The sequence below is a fragment of the Cupriavidus sp. H19C3 genome, assembly GCF_049393815.1.
In the GTDB taxonomy this organism is placed as follows: Bacteria; Pseudomonadota; Gammaproteobacteria; order Burkholderiales; family Burkholderiaceae; genus Cupriavidus.
In genome coordinates this window covers 2,043,488-2,070,239 of record NZ_CP184986.1, presented here as the reverse complement: position 1 = coordinate 2,070,239, position 26,752 = coordinate 2,043,488, and the positions used below count along the sequence as shown (strand labels likewise).

At 66.9% G+C, this 26,752-nt stretch carries 26 protein-coding genes; 13 read left to right on the top strand and 13 right to left on the bottom strand.

All coding sequences use genetic code 11. The features are described from left to right. The first annotated feature begins 99 nt into the window (after positions 1 to 99). The 6 genes from DFLDMN_RS28765 (at position 100) to DFLDMN_RS28740 (ending at position 8,340) form a co-directional block, all read left to right on the top strand. A complete protein-coding gene (locus DFLDMN_RS28765; protein WP_423199145.1) occupies positions 100 to 675 on the top strand; it encodes a TetR/AcrR family transcriptional regulator in 576 nt (191 codons plus the stop codon). A 142-nt stretch (positions 676 to 817) separates the two neighbouring features. Next, positions 818 to 1,666, top strand: a complete 849-nt coding sequence (locus tag DFLDMN_RS28760; protein ID WP_423199144.1) for an N-acyl homoserine lactonase family protein — start codon at positions 818 to 820, stop codon at positions 1,664 to 1,666. 625 nt (positions 1,667 to 2,291) lie between these two features. After that, a complete protein-coding gene (locus DFLDMN_RS28755; RefSeq protein ID WP_423199143.1) occupies positions 2,292 to 3,392 on the top strand; it encodes an efflux RND transporter periplasmic adaptor subunit in 1,101 nt (366 codons plus the stop codon). Continuing rightward, positions 3,392 to 6,505, top strand: coding sequence for an efflux RND transporter permease subunit (locus DFLDMN_RS28750; RefSeq protein ID WP_423199142.1), 3,114 nt, complete (start codon positions 3,392 to 3,394; stop codon positions 6,503 to 6,505). Before DFLDMN_RS28755 ends, DFLDMN_RS28750 begins: the two co-directional genes overlap by 1 nt. Continuing rightward, complete coding sequence (locus DFLDMN_RS28745) at positions 6,502 to 7,758, top strand: TolC family protein (RefSeq protein WP_423199141.1); 1,257 nt, start codon at positions 6,502 to 6,504, stop codon at positions 7,756 to 7,758. The genes DFLDMN_RS28750 and DFLDMN_RS28745 overlap by 4 nt, the downstream gene beginning before the upstream one ends. 66 nt (positions 7,759 to 7,824) lie before the next feature. Further along, positions 7,825 to 8,340 (top strand): cytochrome b, encoded by a 516-nt coding sequence (locus tag DFLDMN_RS28740; RefSeq protein ID WP_423199140.1) that lies wholly within the window; start codon positions 7,825 to 7,827, stop codon positions 8,338 to 8,340. Positions 8,341 to 8,382: 42 nt separating this feature from the next. On the opposite strand, the gene DFLDMN_RS28735 is transcribed toward DFLDMN_RS28740, so the two are convergent. Continuing rightward, positions 8,383 to 9,261: a LysR family transcriptional regulator gene (locus DFLDMN_RS28735; protein WP_423199139.1), complete on the bottom strand. Its 879-nt coding sequence runs from the start codon at positions 9,259 to 9,261 to the stop codon at positions 8,383 to 8,385. A gap of 178 nt (positions 9,262 to 9,439) precedes the next feature. Here DFLDMN_RS28735 and argC point away from each other — a divergent pair, with 178 nt between their 5' ends. Continuing rightward, entirely contained in the window at positions 9,440 to 10,369 is a 930-nt protein-coding gene (gene argC, locus DFLDMN_RS28730; protein ID WP_423199138.1) for an N-acetyl-gamma-glutamyl-phosphate reductase, read from the top strand. Positions 10,370 to 10,765: 396 nt separating this feature from the next. Continuing rightward, positions 10,766 to 11,746, top strand: a complete 981-nt coding sequence (locus DFLDMN_RS28725; RefSeq protein ID WP_423199137.1) for a zinc-binding alcohol dehydrogenase family protein — start codon at positions 10,766 to 10,768, stop codon at positions 11,744 to 11,746. A 39-nt stretch (positions 11,747 to 11,785) separates the two neighbouring features. Here the strand turns inward: DFLDMN_RS28725 and DFLDMN_RS28720 are convergent, their stop codons facing one another. The 3 genes from DFLDMN_RS28720 to DFLDMN_RS28710 form a co-directional block, all read right to left on the bottom strand. Continuing rightward, positions 11,786 to 13,462 carry a TIGR01244 family sulfur transferase gene (locus DFLDMN_RS28720; protein WP_423199136.1) on the bottom strand — a complete coding sequence of 559 codons (1,677 nt, stop codon included), beginning with the start codon at positions 13,460 to 13,462 and terminating at the stop codon, positions 11,786 to 11,788. Between the two features lie 25 nt (positions 13,463 to 13,487). Beyond that, entirely contained in the window at positions 13,488 to 14,390 is a 903-nt protein-coding gene (locus DFLDMN_RS28715) for an MBL fold metallo-hydrolase (protein ID WP_423200604.1), read from the bottom strand. 104 nt (positions 14,391 to 14,494) lie between these two features. After that, positions 14,495 to 15,763 carry an IS256 family transposase gene (locus tag DFLDMN_RS28710; protein ID WP_025647994.1) on the bottom strand — a complete coding sequence of 423 codons (1,269 nt, stop codon included), beginning with the start codon at positions 15,761 to 15,763 and terminating at the stop codon, positions 14,495 to 14,497. Between the two features lie 333 nt (positions 15,764 to 16,096). Here DFLDMN_RS28710 and fisR point away from each other — a divergent pair, with 333 nt between their 5' ends. From fisR to DFLDMN_RS28695, 3 genes are all read left to right on the top strand, one after another. After that, a complete protein-coding gene (fisR, locus tag DFLDMN_RS28705) occupies positions 16,097 to 17,410 on the top strand; it encodes a sigma 54-dependent transcription regulator FisR (RefSeq protein ID WP_423199135.1) in 1,314 nt (437 codons plus the stop codon). Positions 17,411 to 17,796: 386 nt separating this feature from the next. Then, positions 17,797 to 18,633, top strand: a complete 837-nt coding sequence (locus DFLDMN_RS28700; RefSeq protein ID WP_423199134.1) for a sulfite exporter TauE/SafE family protein — start codon at positions 17,797 to 17,799, stop codon at positions 18,631 to 18,633. A 64-nt stretch (positions 18,634 to 18,697) separates the two neighbouring features. Next, positions 18,698 to 19,534, top strand: a complete 837-nt coding sequence (locus DFLDMN_RS28695) for a c-type cytochrome (RefSeq protein ID WP_423199133.1) — start codon at positions 18,698 to 18,700, stop codon at positions 19,532 to 19,534. A 28-nt stretch (positions 19,535 to 19,562) separates the two neighbouring features. On the opposite strand, the gene DFLDMN_RS28690 is transcribed toward DFLDMN_RS28695, so the two are convergent. Next, the gene (locus DFLDMN_RS28690) at positions 19,563 to 19,802 is read right to left on the bottom strand and encodes an isochorismatase (RefSeq protein ID WP_423199132.1); all 240 of its coding nucleotides are present in this window, start codon (positions 19,800 to 19,802) and stop codon (positions 19,563 to 19,565) included. A 117-nt stretch (positions 19,803 to 19,919) separates the two neighbouring features. Here DFLDMN_RS28690 and DFLDMN_RS28685 point away from each other — a divergent pair, with 117 nt between their 5' ends. Beyond that, positions 19,920 to 20,150 carry a hypothetical protein gene (locus DFLDMN_RS28685; protein ID WP_423199131.1) on the top strand — a complete coding sequence of 77 codons (231 nt, stop codon included), beginning with the start codon at positions 19,920 to 19,922 and terminating at the stop codon, positions 20,148 to 20,150. 61 nt (positions 20,151 to 20,211) lie between these two features. Here DFLDMN_RS28685 and DFLDMN_RS28680 read toward each other — a convergent pair whose 3' ends face one another. The 7 genes from DFLDMN_RS28680 to DFLDMN_RS28650 form a co-directional block, all read right to left on the bottom strand. Then, positions 20,212 to 20,625: a VOC family protein gene (locus DFLDMN_RS28680; protein ID WP_423199130.1), complete on the bottom strand. Its 414-nt coding sequence runs from the start codon at positions 20,623 to 20,625 to the stop codon at positions 20,212 to 20,214. Then, the gene (locus DFLDMN_RS28675) at positions 20,622 to 21,668 is read right to left on the bottom strand and encodes a threonine ammonia-lyase (protein WP_423199129.1); all 1,047 of its coding nucleotides are present in this window, start codon (positions 21,666 to 21,668) and stop codon (positions 20,622 to 20,624) included. The genes DFLDMN_RS28680 and DFLDMN_RS28675 overlap by 4 nt, the downstream gene beginning before the upstream one ends. Before the next feature lie 5 nt (positions 21,669 to 21,673). Further along, positions 21,674 to 22,402, bottom strand: a complete 729-nt coding sequence (locus DFLDMN_RS28670; RefSeq protein ID WP_423200603.1) for an amino acid ABC transporter ATP-binding protein — start codon at positions 22,400 to 22,402, stop codon at positions 21,674 to 21,676. Between the two features lie 77 nt (positions 22,403 to 22,479). Beyond that, a complete protein-coding gene (locus DFLDMN_RS28665; RefSeq protein ID WP_423199128.1) occupies positions 22,480 to 23,142 on the bottom strand; it encodes an amino acid ABC transporter permease in 663 nt (220 codons plus the stop codon). A 2-nt stretch (positions 23,143 to 23,144) separates the two neighbouring features. Then, on the bottom strand, positions 23,145 to 23,855 hold the full coding sequence (locus DFLDMN_RS28660; protein WP_423199127.1) for an amino acid ABC transporter permease: 711 nt from the start codon (positions 23,853 to 23,855) through the stop codon (positions 23,145 to 23,147). A gap of 19 nt (positions 23,856 to 23,874) precedes the next feature. Next, positions 23,875 to 24,771, bottom strand: coding sequence for an amino acid ABC transporter substrate-binding protein (locus tag DFLDMN_RS28655; protein WP_423199126.1), 897 nt, complete (start codon positions 24,769 to 24,771; stop codon positions 23,875 to 23,877). 24 nt (positions 24,772 to 24,795) lie between these two features. Continuing rightward, complete coding sequence (locus tag DFLDMN_RS28650; protein ID WP_423199125.1) at positions 24,796 to 25,530, bottom strand: HAD family hydrolase; 735 nt, start codon at positions 25,528 to 25,530, stop codon at positions 24,796 to 24,798. 107 nt (positions 25,531 to 25,637) lie between these two features. On the opposite strand from DFLDMN_RS28650, the gene DFLDMN_RS28645 reads away from it, so the two are divergent. Beyond that, complete coding sequence (locus DFLDMN_RS28645) at positions 25,638 to 26,315, top strand: GntR family transcriptional regulator (protein ID WP_423199124.1); 678 nt, start codon at positions 25,638 to 25,640, stop codon at positions 26,313 to 26,315. 76 nt (positions 26,316 to 26,391) lie between these two features. Here the strand turns inward: DFLDMN_RS28645 and DFLDMN_RS28640 are convergent, their stop codons facing one another. After that, positions 26,392 to 26,751: a response regulator gene (locus DFLDMN_RS28640; RefSeq protein ID WP_423199123.1), complete on the bottom strand. Its 360-nt coding sequence runs from the start codon at positions 26,749 to 26,751 to the stop codon at positions 26,392 to 26,394. Position 26,752: the final 1 nt, after the last annotated feature.

The following is a 26,752-nucleotide window of genomic DNA, read 5'->3' as shown; positions in this document are numbered from 1 at the left end:
GCGTGATCCGCGCAGCGCGTTTATCTACCTAACGTTTGTTAGGCGAATGGTAGGCACTATAATCGGCGTCGTCAACATCTTTCGAGCGGGATCGGTGCAGTGAAAAAAACAGCAGGCGCAAACTCCGGCGACAAGATCCTGGTCGCCGCCACCCGGATTGCCCAGGCGCATGGCTACGGTGGCCTCAATGTCCGTACGCTGGCGGAGGAAGTCGGGATCAAGGCGGCCAGCCTCTACCACCATTTCCCGAGCAAGGCGGATCTTGCGGCAGCGGTGGCCAAACGCTATTGGGAGGACGCTGCCGCGGCGCTTGAAGTGATCACCGAGGAAATCGAGGATCCGCTGGAGTGCCTGCGCAGGTATCCCGCTACCTTCCGGCGCTCGCTGGAGAACGACAACCGCATGTGTATGGCCAGCTTTATGGCGGCCGAGTACGACGATCTGCCCGAGGTCGTGAAGACCGAGGTCCAGGCCTTTGCGGACGTCAACGTCGCCTGGCTGCGCAAGACCCTCGCGGCGGCAGGCGTGCGAGGGCCCAAGGAGGCCGAGCGACGCGCCTGCGCCATCTTCGCGGCGGTTTCCGGCGCCCAGCTGATGGCGCGCGGCCGCGGCGATATCGCGCTGTTCGATACGCTGATCGAGACTTATCGCGCGAGCGGATTGTTGCCGAAGTAAGCCACTGGCCGCCGAGCACTCGCCGCGCGTGTCCGGAAATCCCGCGACAACGTCACACACGTCGCGGCTGCTCTCCATATGCTTGGGATAGCCACCTGTCAGCCGGCAGGCATGCCAAGACCCATCCCCCTGGAGAGTAGTGATGCACCGATTTCTGTCGACCCTGACGCTGGCCGTCGCGTCCGCCATCTTTTCTCAAACGGCATCCGCCGCCCCGGACGTGCGCATGTACCGGCTCGACTGCGGCCAGATGCGCCTGGGCGACAAGTCCATGATGTCCGACCGGGGCCTCTACAAAGGCGAGCACTACGATATCGTGATGTCGTGCTATCTGATCAGGCACGGCGCCGACTGGATCCTTTGGGACGCGGGGCTGCCGAAACAGTACCTCAAGGGACCGCTCACCGAGGGGACGTTCACCACCAGCCTCCGCAAGACCGTGGTGGAACAGTTGCGCGAGCTCAAGCTGAGCCCCGGTGACATTACCTACGTGGCGGTCTCGCACGCGCATTTCGATCACGCCGGCCAGGTGAACGATTTTCCCAATGCGACGCTGATCCTGCAGCGTGCCGAGCTTGCGGCCATCGCCGATACCAGGGTGGCGGCGGAGCATTACATCCAGGCGGACCTGTTCAAGACGCATATCGACGGCACGACGCTGAAGCGGGTGAAGCTTGTCGATGGCGACGTCGACCTGTTCGGCGACGGTACCCTCAAGACCATCCAGACACCGGGTCACACGCCAGGCAGCATGGCGCTGCTGGTCCAGCTCAAGAACGCGGGGCCATACATCCTGTCGGGTGACCAATGGCACTTCACGGAAAACCGCGTGCGCAATCAGGTGCCGATCTGGAATTACTCGCACGACGAGACCATTGCCTCGTCGAAGAAACTGGAAGCGGTCATCCGCCAGACCGGCGCCACGCTGGTCATTCAGCACGAGCCCGTCGACAACCAGAAGCTGCCGAGGCCGCCGGCCTACCTCGACTGACAGTCGGGACGCCTGAGCGGGCCGCGTTACCTGCTCAGGCGTCCATCCGGAAGGTGCGCGGGTTCCGCATAACATCGCCCGACGTTATTGCTACAATGCGCACATGTCGCGTGCAATGTCGAGTGTTCTGCTCCGGGGCGCGGTGTTGGTACTCCTGGTACTGACGCAACTGCTGACTCCGCTTCTGCACGGCCATTTCGGGACTCCGATACAAACTGGCCTGCACGTGCACGCCGGCCTCCCTGCCGAAACTGATTCGCATTCCCAGTTCATTCCCTCAGCCAGCCGTGCTCACCCGGACGGGTCCGCCGCTAGCGGGGACGCGTTTGAAGTGGATGTCGAAGCGGGGCTTGGCCCCCTGGGCATGGCTATGCTGATGCCTCCGATGCTGCTGCCAGGCCTGTGGATCCTCACGCTGCTGCTACTGGCCGCGCTGGCGACCGGCACGGTGCGACGCGCGCCGCGTTATTTCCCGCCTGTCCCCCGACGACGATTCTGCTTTAGCCACCCGCCCCCGGCGCAGGCGCCTCCCCCCCTCTGCTGATGCCATCCCCGGCGCGATGCCGGGGTCTGCGCACGCGTTCGTTCGCGCATCGCGTGTTCCGTCCTGCATGTAGGAGTCAGCATGTCGTTCCGACATCTTTGCAAGGTCCGTGCGCTGGTCGCACTGACCTGCCTGCCGTTTTCATTTGTCTTTGCCGCACCCGCGGTGGCGCAAGCCAGCGCAGGTGCGGTCGCGTTATCCGCCGAACAGGCGCGCGCGCTGGGCGTACGCACGAGCGTGGTCGCCAGTGCCGAGACCGTCGACGTGGGCGCGCACGCGCGCGTCGTGTTCAAGCCAGGTGCCCAGTCTGTGGTGGCCGCGCCTTACGCGGGCATGGTGCCACGGGTGCTTGTGGCGGTCGGCGAGACCGTGCGCCCGGGCCAACCGCTCGCGACGTTCCTGAGTCCGCAACTGTTCGATGCGAGACGCGCGCTGGCGGAAGCCGACTCGCAGTCCCGGCTTGCGCAGCAGGCGCTCGCACGCGACCGGTCGCTTTACGAGGACGGCATCATCGCCGCCAGCCGCTGGCAGGCCACACAGGCACGCGCCGCGGAAGCCGCGGCCATGGCACGCGCGCGCCGCGCGGAAATGTCGTCTGCAGGTGTGGTCTTCTCCGCTGGGGGCGAGGAGGCGCAACTCGTAGCCAGCCATCGCGGCCTGATCTCGGAGGTCAACGCCGTGCCGGGCGCGCGCGTGGAAGGCGCGTCGCCCTTGTTCCGTATCGTCGACCCCGACGCACTCGAACTGGATCTGCTGCTGGGCCGCGATCTGCCGGTACCGTCTGCCGGCGAGCGCGTGGATATCGGCCAGCGCGGCGCGAGCGGCACCGTGGTGGGCGTGGCCCCGGCTGGCGATGGCGCCACCGGCACGCGCGTGCGGGCGTCGCTGGATCGACGCGGTGACCTGCGCGTGGGCGAGAGCGTCAGCGTCACGCTGAAGCTGCGCAGCCGCGAGCGGCCGGGCGCGCCCGCACGGGTGCGGGTGCCGGCGGCCGCGGTGGCCTACTGGCGCGGCGTGCCAGGCGTATTCATCGCCACCGACAAGGGCTTTCGCTTCCAGTCCGTGACGCTGGAGGGCGCGGACGAGGCCAACGCGGTAATCCGCGCCAACCTGCCGGCCGGCACACGCGTGGCCGTCGCCGGCATCGGCGCGCTCAAGGGCCTGCTGGCGGGAGATCAGTGATGCTGTCCTCCCTGATCGATGTTTCGCTGCGCCAGCGCATGCTGGTGCTGATTGCCGCGGGGGCGCTGGCGGCCGCGGGTCTGTGGGCCTACACCAACCTGCCGATCGATGCCTTTCCCGATATTTCGCCGAGCCAGGTCAAACTCGTGTTCAAGGTCCCGGGCATGACGCCGGAGGAAGTGGAGCAGCGGGTGTCCACGCCGATCGAGCAGGAGTTGCTCGGCATACCGCACAAGACCATCGTGCGTTCGGTCTCCAAGTACGGCATCAGCGACGTCACCGTGGACTTCGAGGATGGCGTCGATGTGTATTGGGCGCGACAGCAGGTGTCGGAGCGACTGGCCGGCCTGGCGCGCGATCTGCCCGCCACCGCCGAAGGGGGACTGGCCCCGATCACCACGCCGCTCGGCGAAATGTTCATGTTCACCATCGAGGGCGACGGCTATGCGCTGGCCGAGCGGCGCCGCGTGCTGGACTGGGTGATCCGGCCCGCGCTGCGTACCGTGCCGGGCGTTGCCGATGTCAATGCGCTCGGCGGCGAGGTGCGCAGCTACGAGGTGATCCCCGATCCGGCACGCCTGCGCGCGCGTGGCGTGACGCTGGACCGGTTGCGCCAGGCGCTGGATACGAACAACCGCAACGATGGCGCGGGCCGTATCGATCGCGGTGACGAGCACTGGGTCGTGCGTGTGGAAGGCGGTATTCGCGGCCTTGACGACCTGCGCGCGATCGTCGTCGACGCCGCGCGCGACCCTGCCGGCACGCCCGCCGTCACGGTGGGCGATGTGGCGACCGTACGGCTCGGCGAAGCGACGCGCAACGGCGCCGTCAGTCACGACGGACAGGGCGAGACGGTACAGGGCCTGGTGCTAGGCCTGCGCGGTGCCGATGCGCGCAAGCTGGTGCTCGCGGTACAGGCGCGGCTGGCGGAACTGGCGCCGACCCTGCCGGCGGGCATGACCACCAGGGTCTTCTACAACCGCGGCGAGCTGGTGACGCGCGCGGCCAACACCGTGATACGCGCGCTGGCGGAGGCGAGCGTGCTCGTGGTGATCACGCTGTACCTGTTTCTCGGTGGCGTGCGCGCCGCGGTGGTGGTGGCCGCCACCTTGCCGCTGTCGATGCTGTCGACCTTCCTGTTGATGCGCTATGCGGGACTCACGGCCAACCTGATGAGCCTGGGCGGCCTGGCGATTGCGCTCGGCATGCTCGTCGATGCGGCGGTGGTGGTGGTCGAGAATATCGAGACCGCGCTTGCCACCGCCCCCGCGCGCGAGGCCGACGCGGCACTACGCGGCGCGGCCATCCGGCATGCGGTGGCCAGCGTGGCCGTGCCGATCGTGGCCGGCGTGTCCATCATTGCCATCGTCTTCCTGCCGCTGCTCACACTCGAAGGACTCGAGGGCAAGCTGTTTGCGCCGGTGGCGCTCACCATCGTGCTGGCCCTCGCATCGTCCGTCGTGATTGCCTTTACGGTGGTACCGGCGCTGGCCTCGCTGCTGCTGCGCGCGCATGCGCACGAGGCGCCCTGGCTGATGCGCCGGGTGTCGGCAGGGTTCGCGCGGGTGCAAGGCTGGAGCACGGCGCACCCGCGCGCCATGTTTGGCGGCGCCATCGCGGCACTGGCCGGTGCCGTCTTGCTGTACCTGTCCGTGGGCAAGACCTTCATGCCGACGATGGACGAAGGCGACCTGATCGTGCAGCTCCAGAAAGCCCCCTCGGTATCGCTCGCGGCCTCGCTCGATCTGGACCAGCGGGTTCAGCAGGCGCTGCTCCGGCAGGTGCCGGAGATCCGTTCCGTCGTGGCCCGCTCGGGCTCCGACGACCTCGGCCTCGATCCGATGGGGCTCAACGAAACCGACACTTTCCTGGTGCTCAAGCCGAAGGACCAGTGGCGCGGCAGCAAGGCTGATATCGCCGAAGCGATCCGCCAGGTGATGGGGCGCTTTCCGGGCGTGATCTACGGCTTTACGCAACCGATCGAGATGCGGGTGTCGGAGATGCTGACCGGCACGCGTGGCGATGTTGCCATCAAGCTGTTCGGCAGCGATCTTGCCGCCATCGATGCGGCCGCGCAGATGATCGCCTCGACCGTGCGCGGCATCGACGGCGCTGCCGACGTCATCGCACCGGCCAATAGCGGCGTGCAATACCTGAAGGTGTCGATCGATCGCGCCGCCGCGGGACAGGCCGGCTTCAGCGGGGATGCCCTGCAGGCGCAGTTGCGCGCGCTGGTCGAGGGGGATCGCATCGGCGTGGTGCCGGAGGGAATCGTGCGGACCCCGCTGATCCTGCGCGGCGGCGCGGCCCTGCGCGCGGCGCCCGAGACCTTTGCGGGCCTGCTGGTGACCGCGCCGGATGGCCGGGCATGGCCGCTGACGTCCTTGGCCCGTCTGGAGCGCGTGGATGGTCCGGTGCGCATCCAGCACGAGAACGGCGCACGCTTCGCGGTGATCCAGGCCAACGTGGAAGGCCGCGATCTTGCCGGCTTCGTACAGGAGGCACAGGCGGCGGTTGCCAACCTCAAGACGTTGCCCAAGGGCCTCCGTATCGTCTGGGGCGGGCAGTTCGAGAACCAGCGGCGCGCCGCCGCACGTCTGGCGCTGGTGGTGCCGATGGCGCTGGCGGCCATCTTCTTCCTGCTGATGTTGACGTTTCGCTCATTGCGCCAGGCGGCTCTGGTGATCGCCAATATACCGTTCGCGCTGGTGGGCGGCATCGTCGCCTTGCGGCTGTCGGGCGAATATCTCTCGGTGCCGGCATCGGTGGGGTTTATCGCGTTGCTCGGCATCGCGGTACTCAACGGCGTGGTGCTGGTGTCCCACTTCAACACCTTGCTGGAGTCGGGGCTCGAGCTTGCGCAAGCCGTCCGCACGGGGGTGCGCGACCGGTTGCGCCCCGTGCTGATGACCGCCTGCATCACGGCGCTCGGCATGATCCCGTTGTTGCTGGCGAGCGGACCGGGATCGGAGATCCAGCGGCCGCTGGCCATCGTGGTGTCGGGTGGCCTGGTCTCATCGACGGCGCTCACGCTGCTCCTGCTGCCACTGCTGTTCGAGCGCTTTGGTGTGTCGCGGGCGCAGCCCGCGGTCCGGACGGGAGCACAGCAATGATGCGCAATCTGTACAGGAACGGTGCCGCCGCCTTCGGTGCGCTGGCATTCTGGAGCGCTGCCGTGCATGCGGCGGCAACCAGTGGGTATCTGCCCGACGATGCGGCGGTGCGGCAAGCGGTGACGGGCGCGCCCGACGTGATGGCGGCCGAGGCCAGACGCGATGCCACGCTTGCGCGCGCGGTCGGCATTCGCGCGGGCACGGCCGAAACGGTGGTACGTGCGGTCAGCCAGGGGCGCAGCGTGCGCGAGCCATCCGAGCGTTATGCGGAAGGGCAGATCGCGGTGGAACGGCCGTTGCGGCTATGGGGCAAGGCGGACGCCGACGCGCGCCTGGCCGATGCCACCGCCGAAGCCGGTCGGCTGATGGTCATGGACGCCAGGCACGAATCGACGCGTCAGATCCTGACGCTGTGGTTCACCGTGATGCGCACCCGGCAAGCCCGTATCGCCGCGGAAGAGAACGCCGCCGCCGCCAGCGAACTTGTCGCGATGACCACGCGCCGCATTCAGATGGGCGACGCGGCGCGGCTCGACGGCGAGCTCGCGGCGGCCGACCATGCGCGCGCGCGGGCCGCGGTGGCGACCGCCGGCGCCGCCGAGCAGGCCGCCGTGGCGGAACTGCGTGGACGCTATCCGATGCTGGGCGAACCGGACTCGCTCGCGGAGGCCGCGCCACCGTCGCCGCTGGCGGATCCGCCCGAGACGCTGCGCCGCCTCTATATCGAGGACAGTCACGAGTATCGGCTTGCCCTCGCGCAGGAAGCACAGTCGCTGCGGCAGGCGACGCGCGTGGATCTCGAGCGGAAGCCGGACCCGACCGTCGGCATGTTCGTCACCATCGAACGGGGTGGGGCGGAACGCATCCTCGGCGTGAGTGTTGCGATGCCGTTGGGCGGCACGCATCGCGCCGCGGCCGCGACGGCTGCGGCGGCCGATGCCGAGGCGGCGGCGCGTACCCGCATGGCGGTCGAGCGCAAACTCGGCGCTGAGTTCGACATGCAATACCGCAACCTGATTGGCAGGCGTGCCTCGGCGCAGGCGCAGGCCGAAGCAGCGCGCCTGCAGCGGACCGCGTCGGCACGCGCCACGCGTGCCTATCGTGCGGGCGAGTCGGGTCTGGCCGAACTGCTCGCGGTACGCCGCGGCCTGGCTGAAGCGCTGCTCGCCGAGCAACTGGCGCGCGTCGAGGCACTGGAGGCCGACAGCCGCCTGCGTCTGGACCTTCACCGCCTGTGGGATTTCGATGACTGACCTGGCGCGTGGCGGTGCCGCAGCGCCGCGCACCTGTGACCAATATTGACCGTAGGGACAACCAATATGAAAGACGAGATCAGATACAACGTTGCGGTGCGCGTCTTGCACTGGCTGGTGTTCCTGGCCGCATTGATCGCAGTGGTGGCCATCGAGCTCGATGACTCGCACGACGGGGGGCCGAGCGTGCTGTTCCGGATTCATCAGTCGGCGGGTCTTGCCGTGTTCGCGCTGATGTCGTTGCGCTTGCTGGTCCGGCTGGCGACGCCGGTGCCGGCCTCGTTGCCCGGACCGCGCCGGATCGCACAGCTTGCCACGTTGACCCATGCGGTGCTCTATCTGCTGATGCTGGCCATGCCGGTGCTCGGCGTGCTGGCGGTGGCGTGGTCGGGCGAGCCTGTCGATGCGTTCGGCATGACGTTATCGTTGCCGTTGACGCCATCGCGCTCGCTGGCGCACCTTGCGCGCGAGATCCACGAATCGGGGGCGACCTTCGTGTATATCTTCGTCGGCCTGCATGCCGTGGGGGCACTCTGGCACCAGTTTGTCGTCAGGGACGACGTCATGCGGCGGATCTGGTAGCGCGGGGCGCCACAGGTCGCCACAGGGCGTCCCAGTGCGCCTTCAGCGCAAATCCCGCAGCACGTCGAGCACATGCTGCGTGGAGCGCTCCATGTATCCAGCGCGATGGGCAATGCCGAGGCGGCGCCACAGCGCCGGGCGTAGCGGTCGCATGACGATGCGGTGGTCGGGCTGCGGCGTGGTGGCCTCGTGCGGCAGCAGCGCCGCGCCATAACCCGCCGCCACCAGGCTCTTGATCGCATCGTTGTAATTGAGCTGGATGCGGGGCGTGGGATGGTGGCCGGCCGCCGCGAACCACTCGGTGGTCACGCGCGACAGGCGCGTGGTGGTGTCGTTGAGAATCAGCGGCTGCGCCGCAAGCCAGTCGGGCGTGACGCGGGCGGGACAGCGCCAGTGCGCCGGGACGAAGGCCATCACCGGGTCGCGGCGCCAGGGCTTGATCACGAGTCCGGCAACGGGTGGCTGCGGCAGCGCGATCAGACCCACGTCGAGCGTGCCATCGGCGAGGCGGGACAGGGTTTCCTGCGAGGTGAGGATGGCGACCTGGACATCGATGGCCGGATGCTGCTGGCGCAGCAATTCCAGCGCTTGCGGCAGCAGGTGCGCAATCACGCCCGTCGATGCGCCCACGCGGGCACGCCCTTCCAGTCCCTGCACCTGACGTTGTATATCGTCGAGCGCCTGTTCCGCATCGGCCAGCAGGCGACGCGCACGCTCTACCAGCACTTCACCGATGGCCGATGGCCGGACCTGCCCGCGCTTGCGCGACAGCAGGGGCGCGCCGATGCGCGCTTCGAGATCGGCGATGTGCAGGCTCACGGTGGGCGGCGCCAGATGCAGGGCACGTGCGGCCTCGGCAAACGAGCCACGGTCGGCAATCGCGACCAGCGTACGCAGGCGGTCCAGGCTGATCTCTCGCATGGCGGTGTCCTGATATGGCGATGTCCGGATTCAGGAAATCTGAACATCAACGTTGGGAAATTCAACTTTCCCTATTCTAGCTTCGTGTGGAAGATAGGGGTTCGCCCAGTCGTTGCCGACCGTTGCCGACCGTTGCCGACCGGCCCGTTACCCCCATCGTCCCCGGAGTCATCCACCCATGAGCGCACCCATCGTTTTTATCGACGGCGACCAAGGCACCACCGGCCTGCAAATCCACGAGCGCCTGCGGCACCGGACCGACCTGCGCGTGCTGACGCTCGCGGGCGCGGAGCGCAAGGACCCGCAGCGCCGCGCCGAAGCGATCAACGCCTGCGATATTGCCATCCTGTGCCTGCCCGACGCCGCTGCGCGCGAAGCCGTGTCCGCCATCGTCAATCCTGCCGTCCGCGTGATCGACGCCAGCTCCGCACACCGCACGCAACCAGGGTGGACGTATGGCTTTCCGGAAATGACCGGGGGACAGGCCGAGCGGATCGCGGCCGCACCGCGCGTCACCAATCCCGGCTGCTATCCGACTGGCGCCATCGGCTTGTTGCGCCCCCTGCGTCAGGCCGGTCTGCTGCCCGATGACTATCCCCTCAGCATTCATGCGGTGTCGGGCTATTCCGGACGCGGACGCGCGGGTGTCGAACAATACGAGGCGGAAGGTGCCGTCAAGGCGCCGGCCTTCCAGATCTATGGGCTGGAGCTTGCTCACAAGCACACACCTGAAATACAGCAGCACGCCGGCCTGGGACAGCGCCCGCTCTTCGTGCCCGCCTACGGCGCGTTCCGCCAGGGCATCGTGCTGACAGTGCCCTTGCAGTTGCGGGCACTGGCTCCTGGCGTGGATGCGGCACGTATCCACGCTTGCCTGGCCAGTCACTATGCCGGGGCCGCGCACGTACAGGTCTCGCCGTGGCCGGCATCGGATGGGGCGAAGTTGCTGGACCCCGAGGTGTTGACCGGGACGAACGACATGCAACTGAGCGTGTTTGCCAATCCGGAGCATGGCCAGGTGCTGCTGGCCGCGGTCTTCGACAACCTGGGCAAGGGCGCCTCGGGTGCCGCGGTCCAGAATCTCGACCTGATGCTCGCGCACCGGTAGCCGGCCCGGCTGCCCGAAACGCCACGGATGGCGGCACGCTGTTGCGGCCGTCCGTAGATCACTGATTCAATCCGCACAACAATAACCGGCATCAAAGCGACGCGAGCGAGGTCTGCCAAGGCCCTTCCGCACGCTTCTAAGCCCCAGGCAGCGCCTCGACCGGCCGCGCGCCGGTACCGGTACGCGGCCCGCCAGGTCAGGTGGGATAACGGTTTGCGCCCCGCCGGAAGGATTCTTGGCATGGCGCGGGCGGCCATACAGCAAAACCGCTGCGCTTTCCAGCGTCGCCGTCGCGATCGCGCTCGGCGCGATTGAGTAACCGTCAAAAGCAAGATTGACAAGTTACGCAGAAAAACTAGGATGGAGCCTCCAAGACACAGTCGCTCAGGAGGCGGTATGAAAGCAATCGTTCTCAATGGATTCGGCGGGCTCGACGTTCTCGAGTACCGGGACATCCCCAAGCCGCAAGCCGTTGCCGGCACGGTGCTCATCAAGATCAAGGCTTTCGGCATCAACCACGCCGAGATGCACATGCGCCGCGGCGAGTGGGCGGAAGCGGCGCCGGTCAGCGGTATCGAATGCGTCGGCATTGTCGAAGCGTGTCCCGGCGGCGAATTCGCGGTCGGTACCAAGGTTGCCGCGTTCATGGGCGGACTGGGCCGGACCATCAATGGCAGCTACGCGGAATACACGCTGGCCTCGGTCAACAACGTCGCGGCCATCGAGTCCGACCTGCCGTGGGCCGAACTGGCCGCGATTCCCATTACCTATGCCACGGCGTGGACCTGCCTGTTCCGCAATCTCGATCTCCAGAAGGGACAGACGATTGTCATTCGCGGCGCGAGCTCGTCGTTCGGCCTGGCCGCCGTGAATATGGCGGTCAATGCGGGTGCCAAGGTGATTGCCACCACGCAGAAGGAAGCGCAGTTCGAGAAGTTGCAGGCGCTGGGCGTGATGCGATGCGAAGTGGACCGGCCCGGGCTATCCGAGCATCTGGCCGAGACGGGGCAGATCGATGCCGTACTGGACCTCGTGGGCAACAGCGTGGTGCTCGACTCGTTGCGCATCGTCCGTCGTGGCGGCAAGGTGTGCCTGGCCGGCTGGCTTGGCGGCCTCGACCCGATCGCCGATTTCAATCCGTTGTTGCAGATGGCCAGCGGCGTCTACCTGACCTTCTTCGGCAGCTTTGTATTTGGCTCGCCGCAGTTCCCGGTGTCGGACGTGCCGTTGCAGTCGATTGCCGCGGATATTGCGGCGGGACGCTATCAGGCCAGGCCGTCGCGCGTGTTTCGCTTCGACGAGGTACGCGAGGCGCATCGCCTGATGGAGGCCAACGAAGCCAACGGCAAGATGGTCGTGGTGCACGACGATGCGTAGCACCGGCGGCGCGCGCGTGATGCCGCGCCGCATCCGGCGCTACGCCTGCAGTTCAGGGGTTGCGAGCCATTCGCGCCCCTTGAGCATGCCCTGCCAGTAGAGCGGCGGCAGGATACGCTCCTTGAGCCACCAGGCCAGCCGGGAGGGCCGGGTGCCATCGATCAGCCAGCCCGGAAAGCTCGGCGCGACCTTGCCGCCGTAGGTGAACTCGGCCAGCACGATCTTGCCGCGTTCGACCGTCAGCGGGCACGAGCCATAGCCATCGTAGTGCGCTTCGCCACGGGTCTCGCCGCGCGCGGCCAGCACGTTATGCGCAACCACCGGCGCCTGCTTGCGTGCGGCCGCGGCGGTCTTGGCATTGGGCATATTGCCCGCATCGCCGAGCCCGAAGATATTGTCGAAGCGCTTGTGGCGCAGCGTGGCGGGATCGACATCGATCCAGCCGGCGGCATCGGCAAGCGGGCTCACACGAATGAAATCCGGTGCCTTCTGCGGCGGCACGGCGTGCAGCATGTCGAATTCACGCTCGACCAGTTGTGGCTCGCCGCCCGCGACGGCGCGGCGGAAAGTGGCCGTGCGCGTGGCACCGTCCACCTTGACCAGCGTTTCGCCGAAGTTCAGCGCGATGCCGTAGCGCTCGACGTATTGCATCAGCGCGGGCACATAGTCCGCCACGCCAAACAGCACATTGCCGGCATTGCAGAAGCCGATATCGACACCGTCGAGCATGCCGGCGCGGCGCCAGGCGTCGGCGGACAGGTACATCGCCTTCTGCGGCGCACCCGCGCACTTGATGGGCATGGGCGGCTGCGTAAATAGCGCCTTGCCGCCGCCCTTACGCGTCATTTGCTCGACGAGGTGCCAGGTGTAGGGCGCGAGGTCGTAGCGATAGTTGGAGGTGACGCCGTTGCGGCCGAGCGCTTCGGGCAGCCCTTCGATGGCATCCCAGTCGAGCTTGAGGCCCGGACACACCACGAGCTGTTCGTACTTCACCACGCGGCAGCCGTCCAGAATCACGGCGTTGTGCTCGGGCTCGAAGGCGGCTACCGCGGCCTTGATCCACGCCACGCCGTGCGGCAGTACCGACGCCATGGTGCGCGCCGTGTGGGCCGGCTCGAATACCCCGCCGCCCACCAGGGTCCAGCCGGGCTGGTAATAGTGGACATCGGCGGGGTCGATGATGGCGATGTCGAGGCCGGGCTTGCGCGCCAGCAGACTCGATGCCACCGCGATACCCGCTGCGCCGCCACCGATCACGACCACGGCATGCCTGGCGTCGGCCACGTCCACGGGCGTACGTCCGCCATTGGCAATGCGCCGGACCACGCCCGCCAGTTCGTAGCCCGCGGTCGATGCCCGCTCGATGATGTCCGGCAACGGCCGGCGCGCGGCTTGCGACAGCGCCCATAGCGTGGCCGAGCGCGTTCCGGTGCGGCAGTAGGCCAGTACCGGTTTGGGCAGGCTATCCAGCAACCGGCCAAAGGCTTGTGCTTCGTCGTCGCCGACCTTGCCCGATGCCACCGGCAGGTAATGCGCCTGCATGCCGAGTGCGGCCGCGCGGCTTTCGATTTCCTGGAAGCCGGGCTGGTCGGGACCTTCGCCATCGGGGCGGTTGCAGATCAACGAGCGAAAGCCGCTGTCCGCCAGGGTTTGCACGTCGTCGGCAAGAATCTGCGGGCTGACCGAGAGTTCATGGGTGAGGGCGCGGGGCTGCATGGCGTGTTCCTTCTGGGCGCGTGGCTCAGAGCATGTTGAGAGGGATCTTGAGGTAGCGCGTACCGTTGTCTTCCGGTGGCGGCAGTTCGCCCGCGCGCATGTTGACCTGCACCGAGGGCAGGATCAGCGTGGGCATCGACAGCGTGGCATCGCGCGCCTGGCGCATGGTGACGAACGCTTCCTCGCTGATGCCGTCGCGCACGTGGATATTCCGTTCGCGCTCGTCGGCGACGGTCGTCATGTATTGCAGCTCGCGCCCACCCGGCTGGTAGTCGTGGCACATGTACAGGCGCGTGGCCGGCGGCAGGCTCAGCACCTTGTTGATGGAGCGGTAGAGCGTACGCGCGTCGCCGCCGGGAAAGTCGCAGCGGGCGGTGCCGTAGTCGGGCATGAACAGCGTGTCGCCGACAAAGGCGGCCGTGTGTTCGCCATGCTCACCGCCCGCGTGTGCCCCGCTTTCCTCGCGTTCGCCAACCACATAGGTCATGCAGGCCGGCGTGTGGCCCGGCGTGTGCATCGCGCGGGCATGCAGCGTGCCGATGCGGAAGGTATCGCCGTCATGCAGCAGGCGGTCAAACTGGCGACCGTCGCGCGCAAAGTCGCTATCGCTGTTGAACAGTTGGCCGAACACCTTCTGCACCGTGGTGATGTGACTACCGATGGCGGTCTGCCCGCCGAGCGCGCGCTTGAGGTACGGCGCGGCCGACAGATGGTCGGCATGCACGTGGGTCTCGAGAATCCATTGCACGGTCGCGTCGAGCTCGCGCACGCGCGCGATGAGGCGGTCCGCGCTGGTGGTGCGTGTGCGGCCGGACTTGGGATCGTAGTCGAGCACGCTGTCGATCAGCGCGCAGCGCAGGCTGGCGCGGTCCAGCACGAGGTAGCTGAGCGTGGAGGTGTCGGGATCGAAGAACGCTTCGATCTCCATTTGGGAGGGGGCGGGCTGGGCGGGGGTCATGAATGTCAGTGAGCTGGAAATCGATGTCGGCGGACGTGTCAGGAATTTCGTGTGCTGAGGTCGGTTAAAAGATCTCAGCTGATGGCGGCGGTGAATCGCTCGCCGAACAGAATGGCGAACTGATTGACTGCTTGCCGCCAGGTGATAGGCGGCATCTTCCAATCCTTTTCGATGTTGCGCAAGGCCAGAAACAGCAGTTTGCTGGCGGCTTCGTCGCTCGGGAAGTGGCCGCGGTTCTTGACGATCTTGCGCAACTGCATGTGCATGCTCTCGATGGCGTTCGTCGTATATACGATTCGACGCACCTCGGGCGGATAGGCGAAGAAGGGGATCACCTGTTCCCATTGGCGCTGCCACATGGCCGCGACGGTAGGGAATTTGCGCCCCCACTCGCTCTGCGCAAAGGCGTCGAGCGCCGCTGCCGCCGCCTCGGCCGTGGCGGCCTGATAGATCGGCTTGATCGCGGCAGCCAGCGACTTGCGGTCCTTCCAGCTCGCCAGATTCAGCGAATTGCGGATCAGATGCACGATGCAGGTCTGGATTTGGGCGGCCGGATAGACCGCCTCGATCGCTTCGGGGAAGCCGCGCAAACCATCGACCACCGCGATCAGGATGTCGTGCAAGCCGCGGTTCTTCAACTCGTTGAAGACCTTCAGCCAGAACTTGGCGCCTTCCGTTTGCTCGATCCACAAACCCAGCACTTCCTTGCGGCCGTCGGCGCGGATGCCCAACGCCAGATAGACCGCCTTGTTCTTGACCGTGCCTTCGTCGCGGATCTTCAGCCGCAGCGCGTCAAAGTACACGATCGGATACATGGCCTCGAGCGGGCGTTGCTGCCATTGCTCGACGTCGGCCAGCACCTCGTCGGTGACCGTGGAAATCAGATCGGGCGACACCTGCAGCCCGTACAGTTCCAGCAGATGGCCCTGAATCTCGCGCACGCTCATGCCGCGCGCATACATGCTGATGACGTGGTCGTCGAAGCCCGGCAGCCGGCGTTGATACTTGCCGACCAACTGCGGCTCGAACGTCGCCTGCCGATCGCGTGGAATATCCAGCGTCAGTTCGCCGTTGGGCGTGAGGACCGTCTTGCGGCTTGTGCCGTTGCGGTGGTTGCCCGCCTTGCCTTGCTCGGCCTCGGTTTCCAGATGGTGGCTCAACTCGGCCGCGAGCATGCGCTCGGCCAGTTGCTTCTTGAGCTGGCCGGCCAAGCCCGATTCGCCCAGGATCGACTCGGCATCCTTGCTCTGCACCTGGGCAAGCAGTTGATCGATCAGCTCATCGGGGAACAGCTTCGGCGCCTTCGGGTTCTTGCTCTTCTTGGTCACGGTTGCATCGGTCATAGGACGTTATTTCCGTTATCGTCTCATGGCCTCGGCACACTAAAAATCTGACAGGCCCATGTCGGCGTTCGTGACTCAAGACTCGTGCCAGCCTGGCGGGCCTTGTAACGCGTTGATTTTGCAACGATTTTCTGATCGTCATGGACTTGCGCCCGTGGCCGGGTGCCGTCAGTCGCTGCCACTTGGCAGTGTTGGCAGAATTTGGCAGAATGACCTGCCGCCCGGCGCCGCCCCACCTTTCCGCCCCTCGTCCGTCGCCCTTCGCCCCTCGCCCCTCGCCCCTCGCCCCTCGCCCCTCGCCCCTCACTGCTCCGCTCGCCCCCCCGCACCGCCATGAACCGCCAAGCCACCCTCCAGGCGCTGCTCTCGTATCTGGAGCAGGAAAGCCAGCCGATGATCGTGCTCGATACCGACTACCGCATCCTGGCCGCCAATACCGCGTACCAGCGGCAGTTCGGTACGGCGCAGCGGCCTTATATCGGCCAGCATTGCTATCGCATATCCCATGGCTACGAGGTGCCGTGCGACCAGGCCGGCGAGCACTGCCCGATGCGCAAGGCGTTCGAGACGCGCGGTCCGGACCGCGTCCTGCATATCCATCACACGCCGCGCGGGCCCGAACATGTGAACGTGGAACTGCGCCCCATCCTGGACGAGGCCCAGCAGGTGGTGGCGTATGTCGAGCGGCTCAGTACCGTGCGCAGTGCCTCGGCGCGGGCCAGCGCGGAAGGGCTGGTCGGCCGGTCCGAGGCGTTCAATACGGCGCTGGAGGCCGTGCAGCGCGTGGCACCATCGTCGCTGCCGGTGCTGCTGCTGGGCGAATCCGGAACGGGCAAGGAGATGTTTGCGCGCGCGGTGCACGAGGCCAGCGCGCGCGCGAGCGGACCGTTCGTGGTGGTGGACTGCTCGGGCCTGACCGAGTCGCTGTTCGAAAGCGAGCTGTTCGGCTACGAGAAGGGCGCCTTCACGGGGGCGAACACACGCAAGCCGGGCCTCGTGGAAACCGCCGACGGCGGCACGCTGTTTCTCGACGAGATGGGCGATGTGCCACTGTCGATGCAGGTCAAGCTGTTGCGGCTGATCGAGTCGGGCACCTACCGGCGCGTGGGCAGCGTGGAGACGCGGCGCGCCGACTTCCGGCTGGTGGCAGCCACGCACAAGCCCCTCGAGCAGATGGTGGCGCAGGGACTGTTCCGGCAAGACCTGTATTTCCGCATTGCGGCCTTTCCGATCCATCTGCCGGCACTGCGCGAACGCCTCGACGACCTGCCGCTGCTGGCCGAATCGATTCTGCAACGCGGCGGTGGTGGCCCGTCCGACCAGCTCCACCTCAGCGCGGAGGCGCTGGCGCGCATGCGGGCTTACCGCTGGCCCGGCAATATCCGCGAACTGCGCAACGTGCTGGACCGTGCGCGTCTGTATGCCGATGACGGGGTCATTCGCGCGAAGGACCTGCCGCGCGGCCTGGGCGAGACGGCGCCGGTGCCCATTGCGCCGCGACTGGTGCCGGCCGTTCGCGAGACCGACGACGCGGCGCTGCGCGAACGCGTGCTCGCGTTCCGGGGCACGCGGCGCGAGTTGGCGCAATCGCTCGGCATGAGTGAGCGCACGTTGTACCGCCGGCTCAAGGAGCTGGGCCTCGGCTGATCCGCGCGCGCGGGTGGGGCGCTGGAGAGGCGTCGGAGGGGCGCGCGCGTGCCGCGACGTTCGCCGCAACGCATCCCGCAACGCCTCCGATGCCCCGCGCGGCCGGCGCCGCCAGAGCGCTGCCATCCTCTGCCACTGACTGCCAGGCCGGGCAGCGTGACACCTGTCTGGCAGTCGTCGCAGTTTGCGCTTCAGCCGTCGGCCGCGACGCAAGTCATTGATCCATCTCGGCTTTCCATTTTGCGAAGGGATTGGCACGGAACTTGTTCCGGCATTGCGATGAACCATGCCGAACGACACGTGCCGGGGGCGCCGTCGGCCTGGTTCGCCATGCGCCACGCATGGCGCCTTGACGCCTGACCCGGACCGGCCTTCACCTTGAATCGATGGAAAACATAGTTGCGATCAGCGCGGCACTGGGTGCCGTAGTGGGCTTGATCCTCGCGCTGACCGGCGCAGGTGGGGCCATTCTCGCCGTGCCGCTGCTGCTCTTTGTGCTGCACCTGAGCGTGGCGGCCGCTGCGCCGATTGCCTTGCTGGCGGTGGGTTTGTCCGCCGCGGTGGGCGCCTTGCTCGGGCTGCGCGCCGGCATCGTGCGCTACCGCGCCGCGCTGCTGATGGCGGTGTCGGGCACGGTGTTCTCGCCGATCGGCCTGTGGTTCGCGCATCGTCTGCCGAACGGACCGCTGACGCTGCTGTTTGCCGCCGTGCTGGCCTTCGTGGCATGGCGCATGTTCACGCAGGCAGCTGCCAACCAGCCGCAACAACCCGCGGCAACCCCGCCCGCCGCCGCCGGCCTGGCCGCCCAACCCTGCCAGCTCGACAATCGTTCGGGACGCTTTGTCTGGACTGCCTCGTGCACGCGTGCACTGGCGCTGTCCGGCGTGGGTGCCGGCTTTCTGTCCGGCCTGCTTGGCGTCGGCGGCGGCTTTGTCATCGTCCCTGCGCTGAAGCGCGCGACCAACGCACCGCTGCACACGATCGTGGCGACATCGCTGGCGGTCATTACGCTGGTGTCGGCGTCGGGTGTCGTCTCGACCGCGATGGCCGGACGCATGAACTGGCAGGTCGGCGTGCCATTCGCCGCAGGCGCCATGCTGGCCATGCTGGGCGGCCGGCTGGTCGCGAGCCGGTTGAGCGGCGCCAGGCTGCAGCAGGGTTTTGCCGTGGTCGCCGGGCTGATCGCCATCGGCATGCTGGCCAAGGTGGCGATGGCGGCCTGAGACAGGCACGCGCACCCTGGCACCTTTCACAACAATCCGACGAACCTCCAGGAGGAGACGCCCCGTGAATGCCTTCAGACGTCATGGCCAGAAGGCTGGCCTGTCAGCCATGCTCGGCACGCTTGCCATCGTGACCGCACCGGCGTGGTCGCAGCCACAGTCCGTGCCGATGCCGGTGCCCGACGAGGCGTCGGTGCCCAAAGGGCCGCTGGGGGATGCGATCCGCCGCGGCAAGGTGCTGCTCACCGATACCCACAAGCAGTTGCCCGCCAATGTCGGCAACGGTCTCAACTGCACGAGCTGCCACCTGAATGCCGGCACCGCGGCCTATGCGTCGCCATGGATCGGCCTGGCCGGTGCCTTTCCGGAATACCGGTCGCGCAGCGGCAAGATCATTTCGCTGCAGGAGCGCGTCAACGACTGCTTCCAGCGCTCGATGAACGGCAAGCCGCTGGCATTCGACTCGGCGGAGATGAATGCCATCATGGCCTACATGAAGTGGCTGTCCACCGGCGTTCCGGTGGGCACCAATGTGGTCGGCCGAGGGTTCGAGAAGATCGACACCTCGCTCACGCCGGACCCTGTCCGCGGCAAGGCTGTCTATGCGGCGCAATGCGCGTCCTGCCATGGCGCCGAGGGCCAGGGCACGCGCAATCCGCAAGGCGGCTATGTATTCCCGCCCGTGTGGGGCAAGGATTCGTTCAACGTTGGCGCCGGCATGGCACGCCTGTACACGGCCGCCGCCTTCGTCAAGCACAACATGCCGCTGGGGCAGGGCGGTACGCTCTCGGCGCAGGATGCCGTCAACGTTGCGGCGTACTTTACGCAGCAACCGAGACCGGAGTTTGCGGCGCGGGCAAAGGACTGGCCAAAGGGGGACCGGCCCAAAGACGCACGCTGAGGTCTCGCGGTGCGTGCGGGAAAACCGGTCAGCAAGCCGCCGCCAGTTGTTCGATCGCATCCGAGCCGGCTGCCCTGCCGGCGCGGATCGCCTCGCGTTCGGTCGCGAACGTGGCGGCCCGCATGGTGACGTTGGCGACGACCCGCTCCATGCCGGCAACGTAGCGGCGGATCAGATAGGTCGGGAACCAGACGCCGGGCTCCTGCTGGATCGGATAGACCGCAACGGTGTACGGGGAACGGGGCAGTTTCTGGGTGAGTGTGTGCATAGTGTCTCGATGGATGTCATCGGCGAACGAGCAGGGCGAACGCGTGTCGCGTACATGGGGTAGCCAGGACCACATGCGCTGTTCAAGCCGGGATTGGGAAGGAGCCGCCAGATATCGATGAACACATCGATGGGTTACATCGGCGGAAAAGGGGGCAACCGACGGTGCGGCAAGCAAAGGTGCCGCAAACCAAGCGCCGCAAACCAAGCGCCGCAAACCAAGCGCCGCAAACCAAGCGCTGCAAACAAAGTGCGGCAGACGCGTCGTTGCCGTGACGGCAAAGCGATTTTTCTCTATGAATTCTTTCGCTTCGCCATCGTTCCCGATGCGGGAAGGTTGCCACTATAACACAGGGGGATCTTCTCCTCTCGGGATACGCCGCACAGCAGCCTGAACCATTTCGTTGCGGTCACACCGCATAGACCGCGTGCAAATCGCGGAAGCCCTTTACCTCGATGGGGTTGCCGAACGGGTCGAGGAAGAACATCGTCCACTGCTCGCCGGGCTCGCCCTCGAAGCGCACCTGCGGCGCCAGCACGAAGCCGGTGCCCGCCTCGCGCAGGCGCGCGGCCATGGCGCGCCATGCGTCGAGCTGGAGGATCACGCCGAAATGCGGCATCGGGACCAGCTGGTTACCGACGTGGCCGGTGGCCGCGGTGGCGAAGGGCGTGCCCAGATGCAGCGAGATCTGGTGGCCGAAGAAGTCGAAGTCGACCCAGCTGTCGGTGCTGCGGCCCTCCTTGCAGCCGAGCACGGTGCCGTAGAAATGACGCGCGCGATTCAGGTCGGTGACGTTGAAAGCCAGATGGAAGATCGAGTTCATAGTGGTGTCGAGGATGAGGGTGGGAGCAGGGTGGAGAGCAGGGGCAGATCGACATTGCCGCCGGACAGCACGATCACGGCATCGCGCCCGCCAAGCTGCAGCCGCCCTGCCAGCAGCGCCGCCAGTGCCACGGCGCCGCCCGGTTCGACCAGCACCCGCAGTTCCTCGAGGGCGAAGCGCACGGCGCTGGCGACGTCCGCGTCGGATACCACCGCGGCGGCGTCGAGCCGTTCGCGGTTGATCGCATACGGCAGCTCGGCCGGCGTGACGGCCAGCAGCGCATCGCATAGCGATGACGCGCCCGGCGCGTTGCATTCGCGCCGGCCGCTGCGCAGGGAGCGGGCGGTATCGTCGAAGCCGCGCGGCTCGGCCGCCACCAGATGCGTGTCGAGCCGGAGGCCGTCGAGCACCAGCGCGCAGCCCGCCAGCAATCCGCCACCGCCGCACGGCGCGGCGAAGGTGCCAAGCTGGCGCCGCGCATCGGCGGGCAGATCGTCGAGCGCTTCGAGCGCGACCGTGCCTTGCGCGGCAATCACGTCCGGATGGTCCCCCGGAGGCACCAACGTGCCGCCGGTCTCCTCCAGCAGACGCATGCCGATGGCCTCGCGACTCTCGGTGTGGCGGTCGTAATGCACCACGCGCGCGCCGTGCGCCTGTGCGCGCGCCACCTTGTTACGCGGCGCATCGGCCGGCATCACGATGGTGGCCGGCATGCCCAGTTGCCGTGCGGCCCATGCAATGGCCTGGCCGTGATTGCCGGTGGAATAGGCCACCACGCCGCGCTTGCGCTGGGCGGCATCCATGGCCAGCAAGGCATTGAGCGCACCGCGCGCCTTGAACGATCCCGTAACCTGCAGGCATTCGGCCTTGAGCCATACCCGCGCGCGCGCTATCCCGTCCAGCGTGGCGGAGCGCAGCAGCGGCGTGCGCACGAGGTGGGGCGCAATGGCGGCCGCGGCATGACGGACATCGGCGTAGCCGGGCACGCGCATCGGACCGAGTGTGGCGTGATGCATGACGGAGTGGGTGGAAGCGATACGCATGGGACTCAGTGGGCCATCAGTCGGGAAAGGAAGTCGCGTGCGCGGGCCGTGGCGGGCGCGGAGAAGAATGCCTCGGTGGAGGTGTCCTCGATCACCTCGCCGTGGTCCATGAAGATCATGTGGCTGGCCGCGCGGCGTGCAAAACCCATCTCGTGCGTGACCACCGCCATGGTCATGCCGTCCTGTGCGAGCTCCAGCATGACGGCAAGCACTTCTCCGATCATCTCGGGGTCGAGCGCGGACGTGGGTTCGTCGAACAGCATGACGGCAGGGTCCATCGCCAGCGCACGCGCGATCGCAATGCGCTGCTGCTGGCCACCGGACAACTGCCCGGGATACGCATCGAGCTTGGTCGGCAAGCCCACCCGGTCGAGCAGGGCACGGGCACGGACCTCGGCTTCGGCGCGAGGCCGGCCGAGCACGCGCATCGGCGCCAGGCACAGGTTCTCGAGCACGCTCAGGTGGGGATACAGCTCGAAATGCTGGAACACCATGCCGACGCGCGCCCGCAGCCGGTGCAGGTCGGCGCGCGGGTGGCCAAGGTCGACGCCATCCACGCGGATGGTGCCGCCCTGGAACGGCTCGAGTCCGTTGAAGCATTTGATCAGCGTGCTCTTGCCCGAGCCCGACGGCCCGCATATCACCGCAACCTCGCCGCGCTCGATGGTGAGGCAACAACCCTTGAGTATGGGCGTGTCGCCAAAGGCCTTGCGTAGCTGGCGCACCTCGATCATGGAGTGGTCGGTGGGGGAGGGCGGCGCGGCAATGCCGGCAGGCGGCGCAGGCCGCAAGCCGGCGGCGTGTTCCATGTTCATGCATGACTCCAGCGGCGTTCGGCAAGATGCGCGAGCGCGGAAAATGACAGGCAAAGCGTGAAGTAGACGAGAGCGGCAAACACGTACATCTCGACCAGCCGGTTCTCGCGGGTGGCGACGATGCCGGCCGAGGTCATGAAGTCGCGCAGCGAAATCACGTAGACCAGCGAGGTGTCCTGGAACAGGACGACGGCCTGCGTAATCAGCAGTGGCAGCATGTTGCGCAATGCCTGCGGCAGCACCACGAAGCGCAGCGTCTGCGCGGGCCGCAGGCCGGACGCCGCTGCCGCCTGCCACTGGCCGGGCCGTACGCTTTGCAGCCCGGCACGCAGGATCTCCGCGTAGTACGCGGCCTCGAACAGCGAGAGCGCGATCAGTGCGGACGGCATGGCCCCGACCGGACGCCCCACCACCAGCGGCACCAGGAAGTAGAACCAGAAGATGACCAGGATCAGCGGCACCGCGCGAAAGCCGTTGACGTAGAACGCCGCGGGACGCGCCAGCCAGGGCGTGCCGGAGAGCCGCGCGAGCGCCAGCAGCAACCCCAGCACCAGCCCGGCGACCATGGCTACCAGCGTGAGCAGCAGGCTGATGCCGATACCGTCGAGCAGAAACGGCCACGTACGTGCGATCACGGAGACGTCGAAAGCATTGCTCATGGTCAGGCGCTCCGCATGCCGGGTATCACGAGGCGCCGCTCCAGCGTGCGCATGCCGGCGGTCACGGCCAGTGCCATCAGCAGGTACACGACGGTGGCCGCGGTAAAGGCCTCGAAGCCGTTGAAGGTGAAGCTCTCGATCTGCCGGCTCTGCGCCGTGAGTTCATACACGCCGATGGTCAACGCCAGCGCCGAGTTCTTGAACACGGTGAGGAATTCCGAGGTAAGCGGCGGCAGCACCGTGCGGATGGCCTGTGGCAGCAATACATGCCGGTAGGCCTGCGCCAGCGTCATGCCCGCGGCCAGTGCCGCCATGCGCTGGCCGCGCGCGATGGCGCGAATGCCGGCGCGCACCTGTACCGCGACCCGCGCCGCCGTGAACAGGCCCAGCGCCACGATCGCGGTCCACAACTCCGGATTGGGCAGATCGCGCTTGAGCCAGTGCCCGGCGGCGGCGGGCAGCATTTCCGGCAGGACAAAGAACCACAGAAACAGCTGCAGCAGCAATGGGACGTTGCGGAAGCCCGCCACATAGATCGGCATCAGGAGCCGGATGCGTCCGGGCAGCGAGCCCGCGACGCCGATCAAGGTGCCCAGTCCCAGGGCGATGCCCCACGCCGCCAGCGAAATGACGAGCGTCGTGCGCAGGCCGCCGAGCAGCCATTCCAGATAGGGATCCGCGACCAGCACGGACCAGTTCCACGCGTAGTTCATGATGGGGCCTCCGCGCGGCTCAGTCCGGCAACCCGGCCAGCTTGAACGCCGCCGCGAGGTCGGTGGACATCGGCACCTGCAGCGGCGTGAACCACTTGTCGTAGGAGGCCTTCAGCTCGCCATCGCGCACCGCGCGCGCGATGGTCGCGTTGACCAGGCTCAGGAAGACCGTGCTGTTCTTCTGGATCATGAGCCCATACGGATCGAACGAGAGCGGGCGGCCCACCACCTCGAAGTCGGCCGGATTGGGCGCGCTCTTGCGCAGGCCGTAGAGCAGGATGTCGTCGGTGGAAAAGGCATCGGCACGTCCCGTGGACAGCGCGAGAAAGCCTTCGGCGTTGTCGCGCACCGGCACCACGCGCACCTGCAGCTTCTTCGCCTCGATCAGCCCCTTGACCAGCCGCTCGGGCGTGGTGTTGATGGGCAATGCCACCACCTTGCCGTTGAGGTCCTCCACTTCCCGGATGCCGGCGTTCTTGCGCACCAGCAGGCGCGTGGTGGAGATGAAATGCGGCGCGCTGAAATCCACCTGTGCCTGCCGGCCCAGGGTGTTGACGGTCGAGCCGCATTCGATATCGACCGTGCCGTTGGCCACCAGCGCAATGCGGTTTTGCGGATTCACCGCGATGAAGTCGACTTTGAGCCCCGGCTGCCTGAGCCGTTGCCTTACGTCGGCGACCACCTTCATGCACAGGTCGATGGCGTAGCCGACCGGCTTCTTGTCGTCGTTCAGGTACGAGAACGGGATTGAAGTCTCGCGATAGCCGAGCGTGATCGAGCCCCTGGACTTGATGCGATCGAGCACCGTGTCGGAGCTTTGCGCGCTGGCGGCGCGCACATGCAAGCCGGCGAGCAGGGCGAGGGAGACCAGCGCGCAACTGGGCAGGGTGCGCGCGAACAGGCGGAGCGTCTTCATGGCAGTGGACTCCTGTGACGGGGCTTAGTGGGTGGTGGCGACTTCGGCCTGGCCCGTCAGTACCGCGACGAGTTCGGCAAGGCTCGACACCGTGAGGTCGGGGCGCGCTTCCGCGGCACCTTCGCCGGACAGGCCGAGCAGGCGGCCCGGCCGGTTGATCCAGGCGCAGCGCAGCCCGAGCTTGTTGGCCGGTGTGATATCCGCGCGCAGGCTCTGACCGACGTGCAGGATGCGTTCGCGCGGCACCCCCAGGCGCGAGAGTTCGCCAATGCCGGTATCGAAGTGCGGCCAGTCCGGCTTGTACGCGCCGACGCGCTGGGCGGTCACCACTACGTCGAACCGGAAATCGAGGATGCGGCACGAGGTATTGAGCGAGGCCACGTCGATATTGCTGAGCGCACCGATGCGTGCCGACTGCTGCAGACGCACCAGGCCATCGTGGCTGTCGGCAAAGGCCGGCCACGTATGAGGGCTGGCCGAGAACTGGCGGCGCAGGTCCGGATCCACGGGCACGCCGAAGTCCGCGCAGATGGCATCGAAGCATTTGTTCAGCACATCGGGATAGAGGTGGGCGGGGCGTTCCTTCTGGATACGCGCGCGGGCTCCGTCGAAGGCCATCACCAGGGTTTCGGCATCCGCCCCGATACCGTGCGAGGCCGCCCAGCGGCGCAGAAAGTCGGCGATGGACGGCTCCCAGTCGATCAAGGTGCCGTAGACGTCAAAGGTGATGGCGTCGAAGTCGGAAAGTCGGAGGGTCATGCTGGTTGCCTCGTGGGCGGGTTGGACATGCGACTAACGATAATCGATTATCGATAATCGGTAAAGAAGAGATTTTGCGCTACACTGCTCGTCAGTCAGGAGAAAAAATGAATCAGGCAGCACATCGCAATGCGGGCATGACGCTGGAGATGCCGGACCGCTCGGCCGCAGGCGTACTGGCCGATGCCTTGCGCGACGAAATCATCCAGGGGCAGCTCAAGCCCGGCGAACGGCTCAAGCAGGATGCCGTGGCCACGCGCTTCGGGGTCAGTCAGACGGTTGCGCGCGAGGCCTTCAAGGACCTGATCAGCGAATGCTTCCTGATCTCCGAGCCCCGACGCGGTGTCAGCGTGGCGCAGATGTCGGCGCAGGAGGCGGAAGAGATCACGGCGCTGCGCGTGCTGGTGGAAGGGCAGGCGCTCGCCTGGGCCATTCCGCAGATGTCGGCGCAGCACCTCGCGCAGGCCGAGGCGTGGCTGAACGAGCTGGACAAGGCCACCGAAGTGGGTCAACTGATCCAGCTCAACGCGCGTTTTCATCGCTCGCTGTATGCGGCCTCCGGCCGCGCCCGCACCATCGCGCTGGTGGAGACGTTGCGGCTCAGCTTCGAGCGGTATCTGCGCTATACGTGGGAAGCGACCTCCCATATGGGTCGATCGCAGCAGGAACACTGGGAATTGCTGGCGCTCTGCCGCCGGCACGAGGTCGAGGCCGCATGCCGGCTCCTGCGCAGCCATATCGAGGGGACCGGCAAGCTGCTGGTGGCCTGTCTGCAGGACAGCTAAAGACGGCTGACGGGCCGCTAAAGGGCAAGGGCCACAGAGGGCCACAGAGCGCCCCTAAAGGGCGGTACGCACGCGGTCAGGCACCTTTCTGCCGCTCGATCAGCCGCCGCACGGCCGCGACGATCTCCTTTGGCCAGCACGGCTTTTCAAAGACCACATCGAACAGATCGGGATGGCGGCGCCCGATCTCGGCTTGCGCCGCCGTCAGCAGGATCAGCGGAATATGCGCCAGCGCGGGGTCGGCCCGCAGCGCGCGCGCGAGTTCCAGCCCGGTCATGACGGGCATCATGAAATCGGTGATGACGACATCCGGCATAACCTCTCCGATCAGGCTCAGGCCGGCCGCGCCGTCGGCCGCCGTTCTGACGGTGAGCCCTTCGGCCGCGAGCATGAACGCCAGGGCATCGGCGTTCATGGTCTCGTCGTCGATGACCACT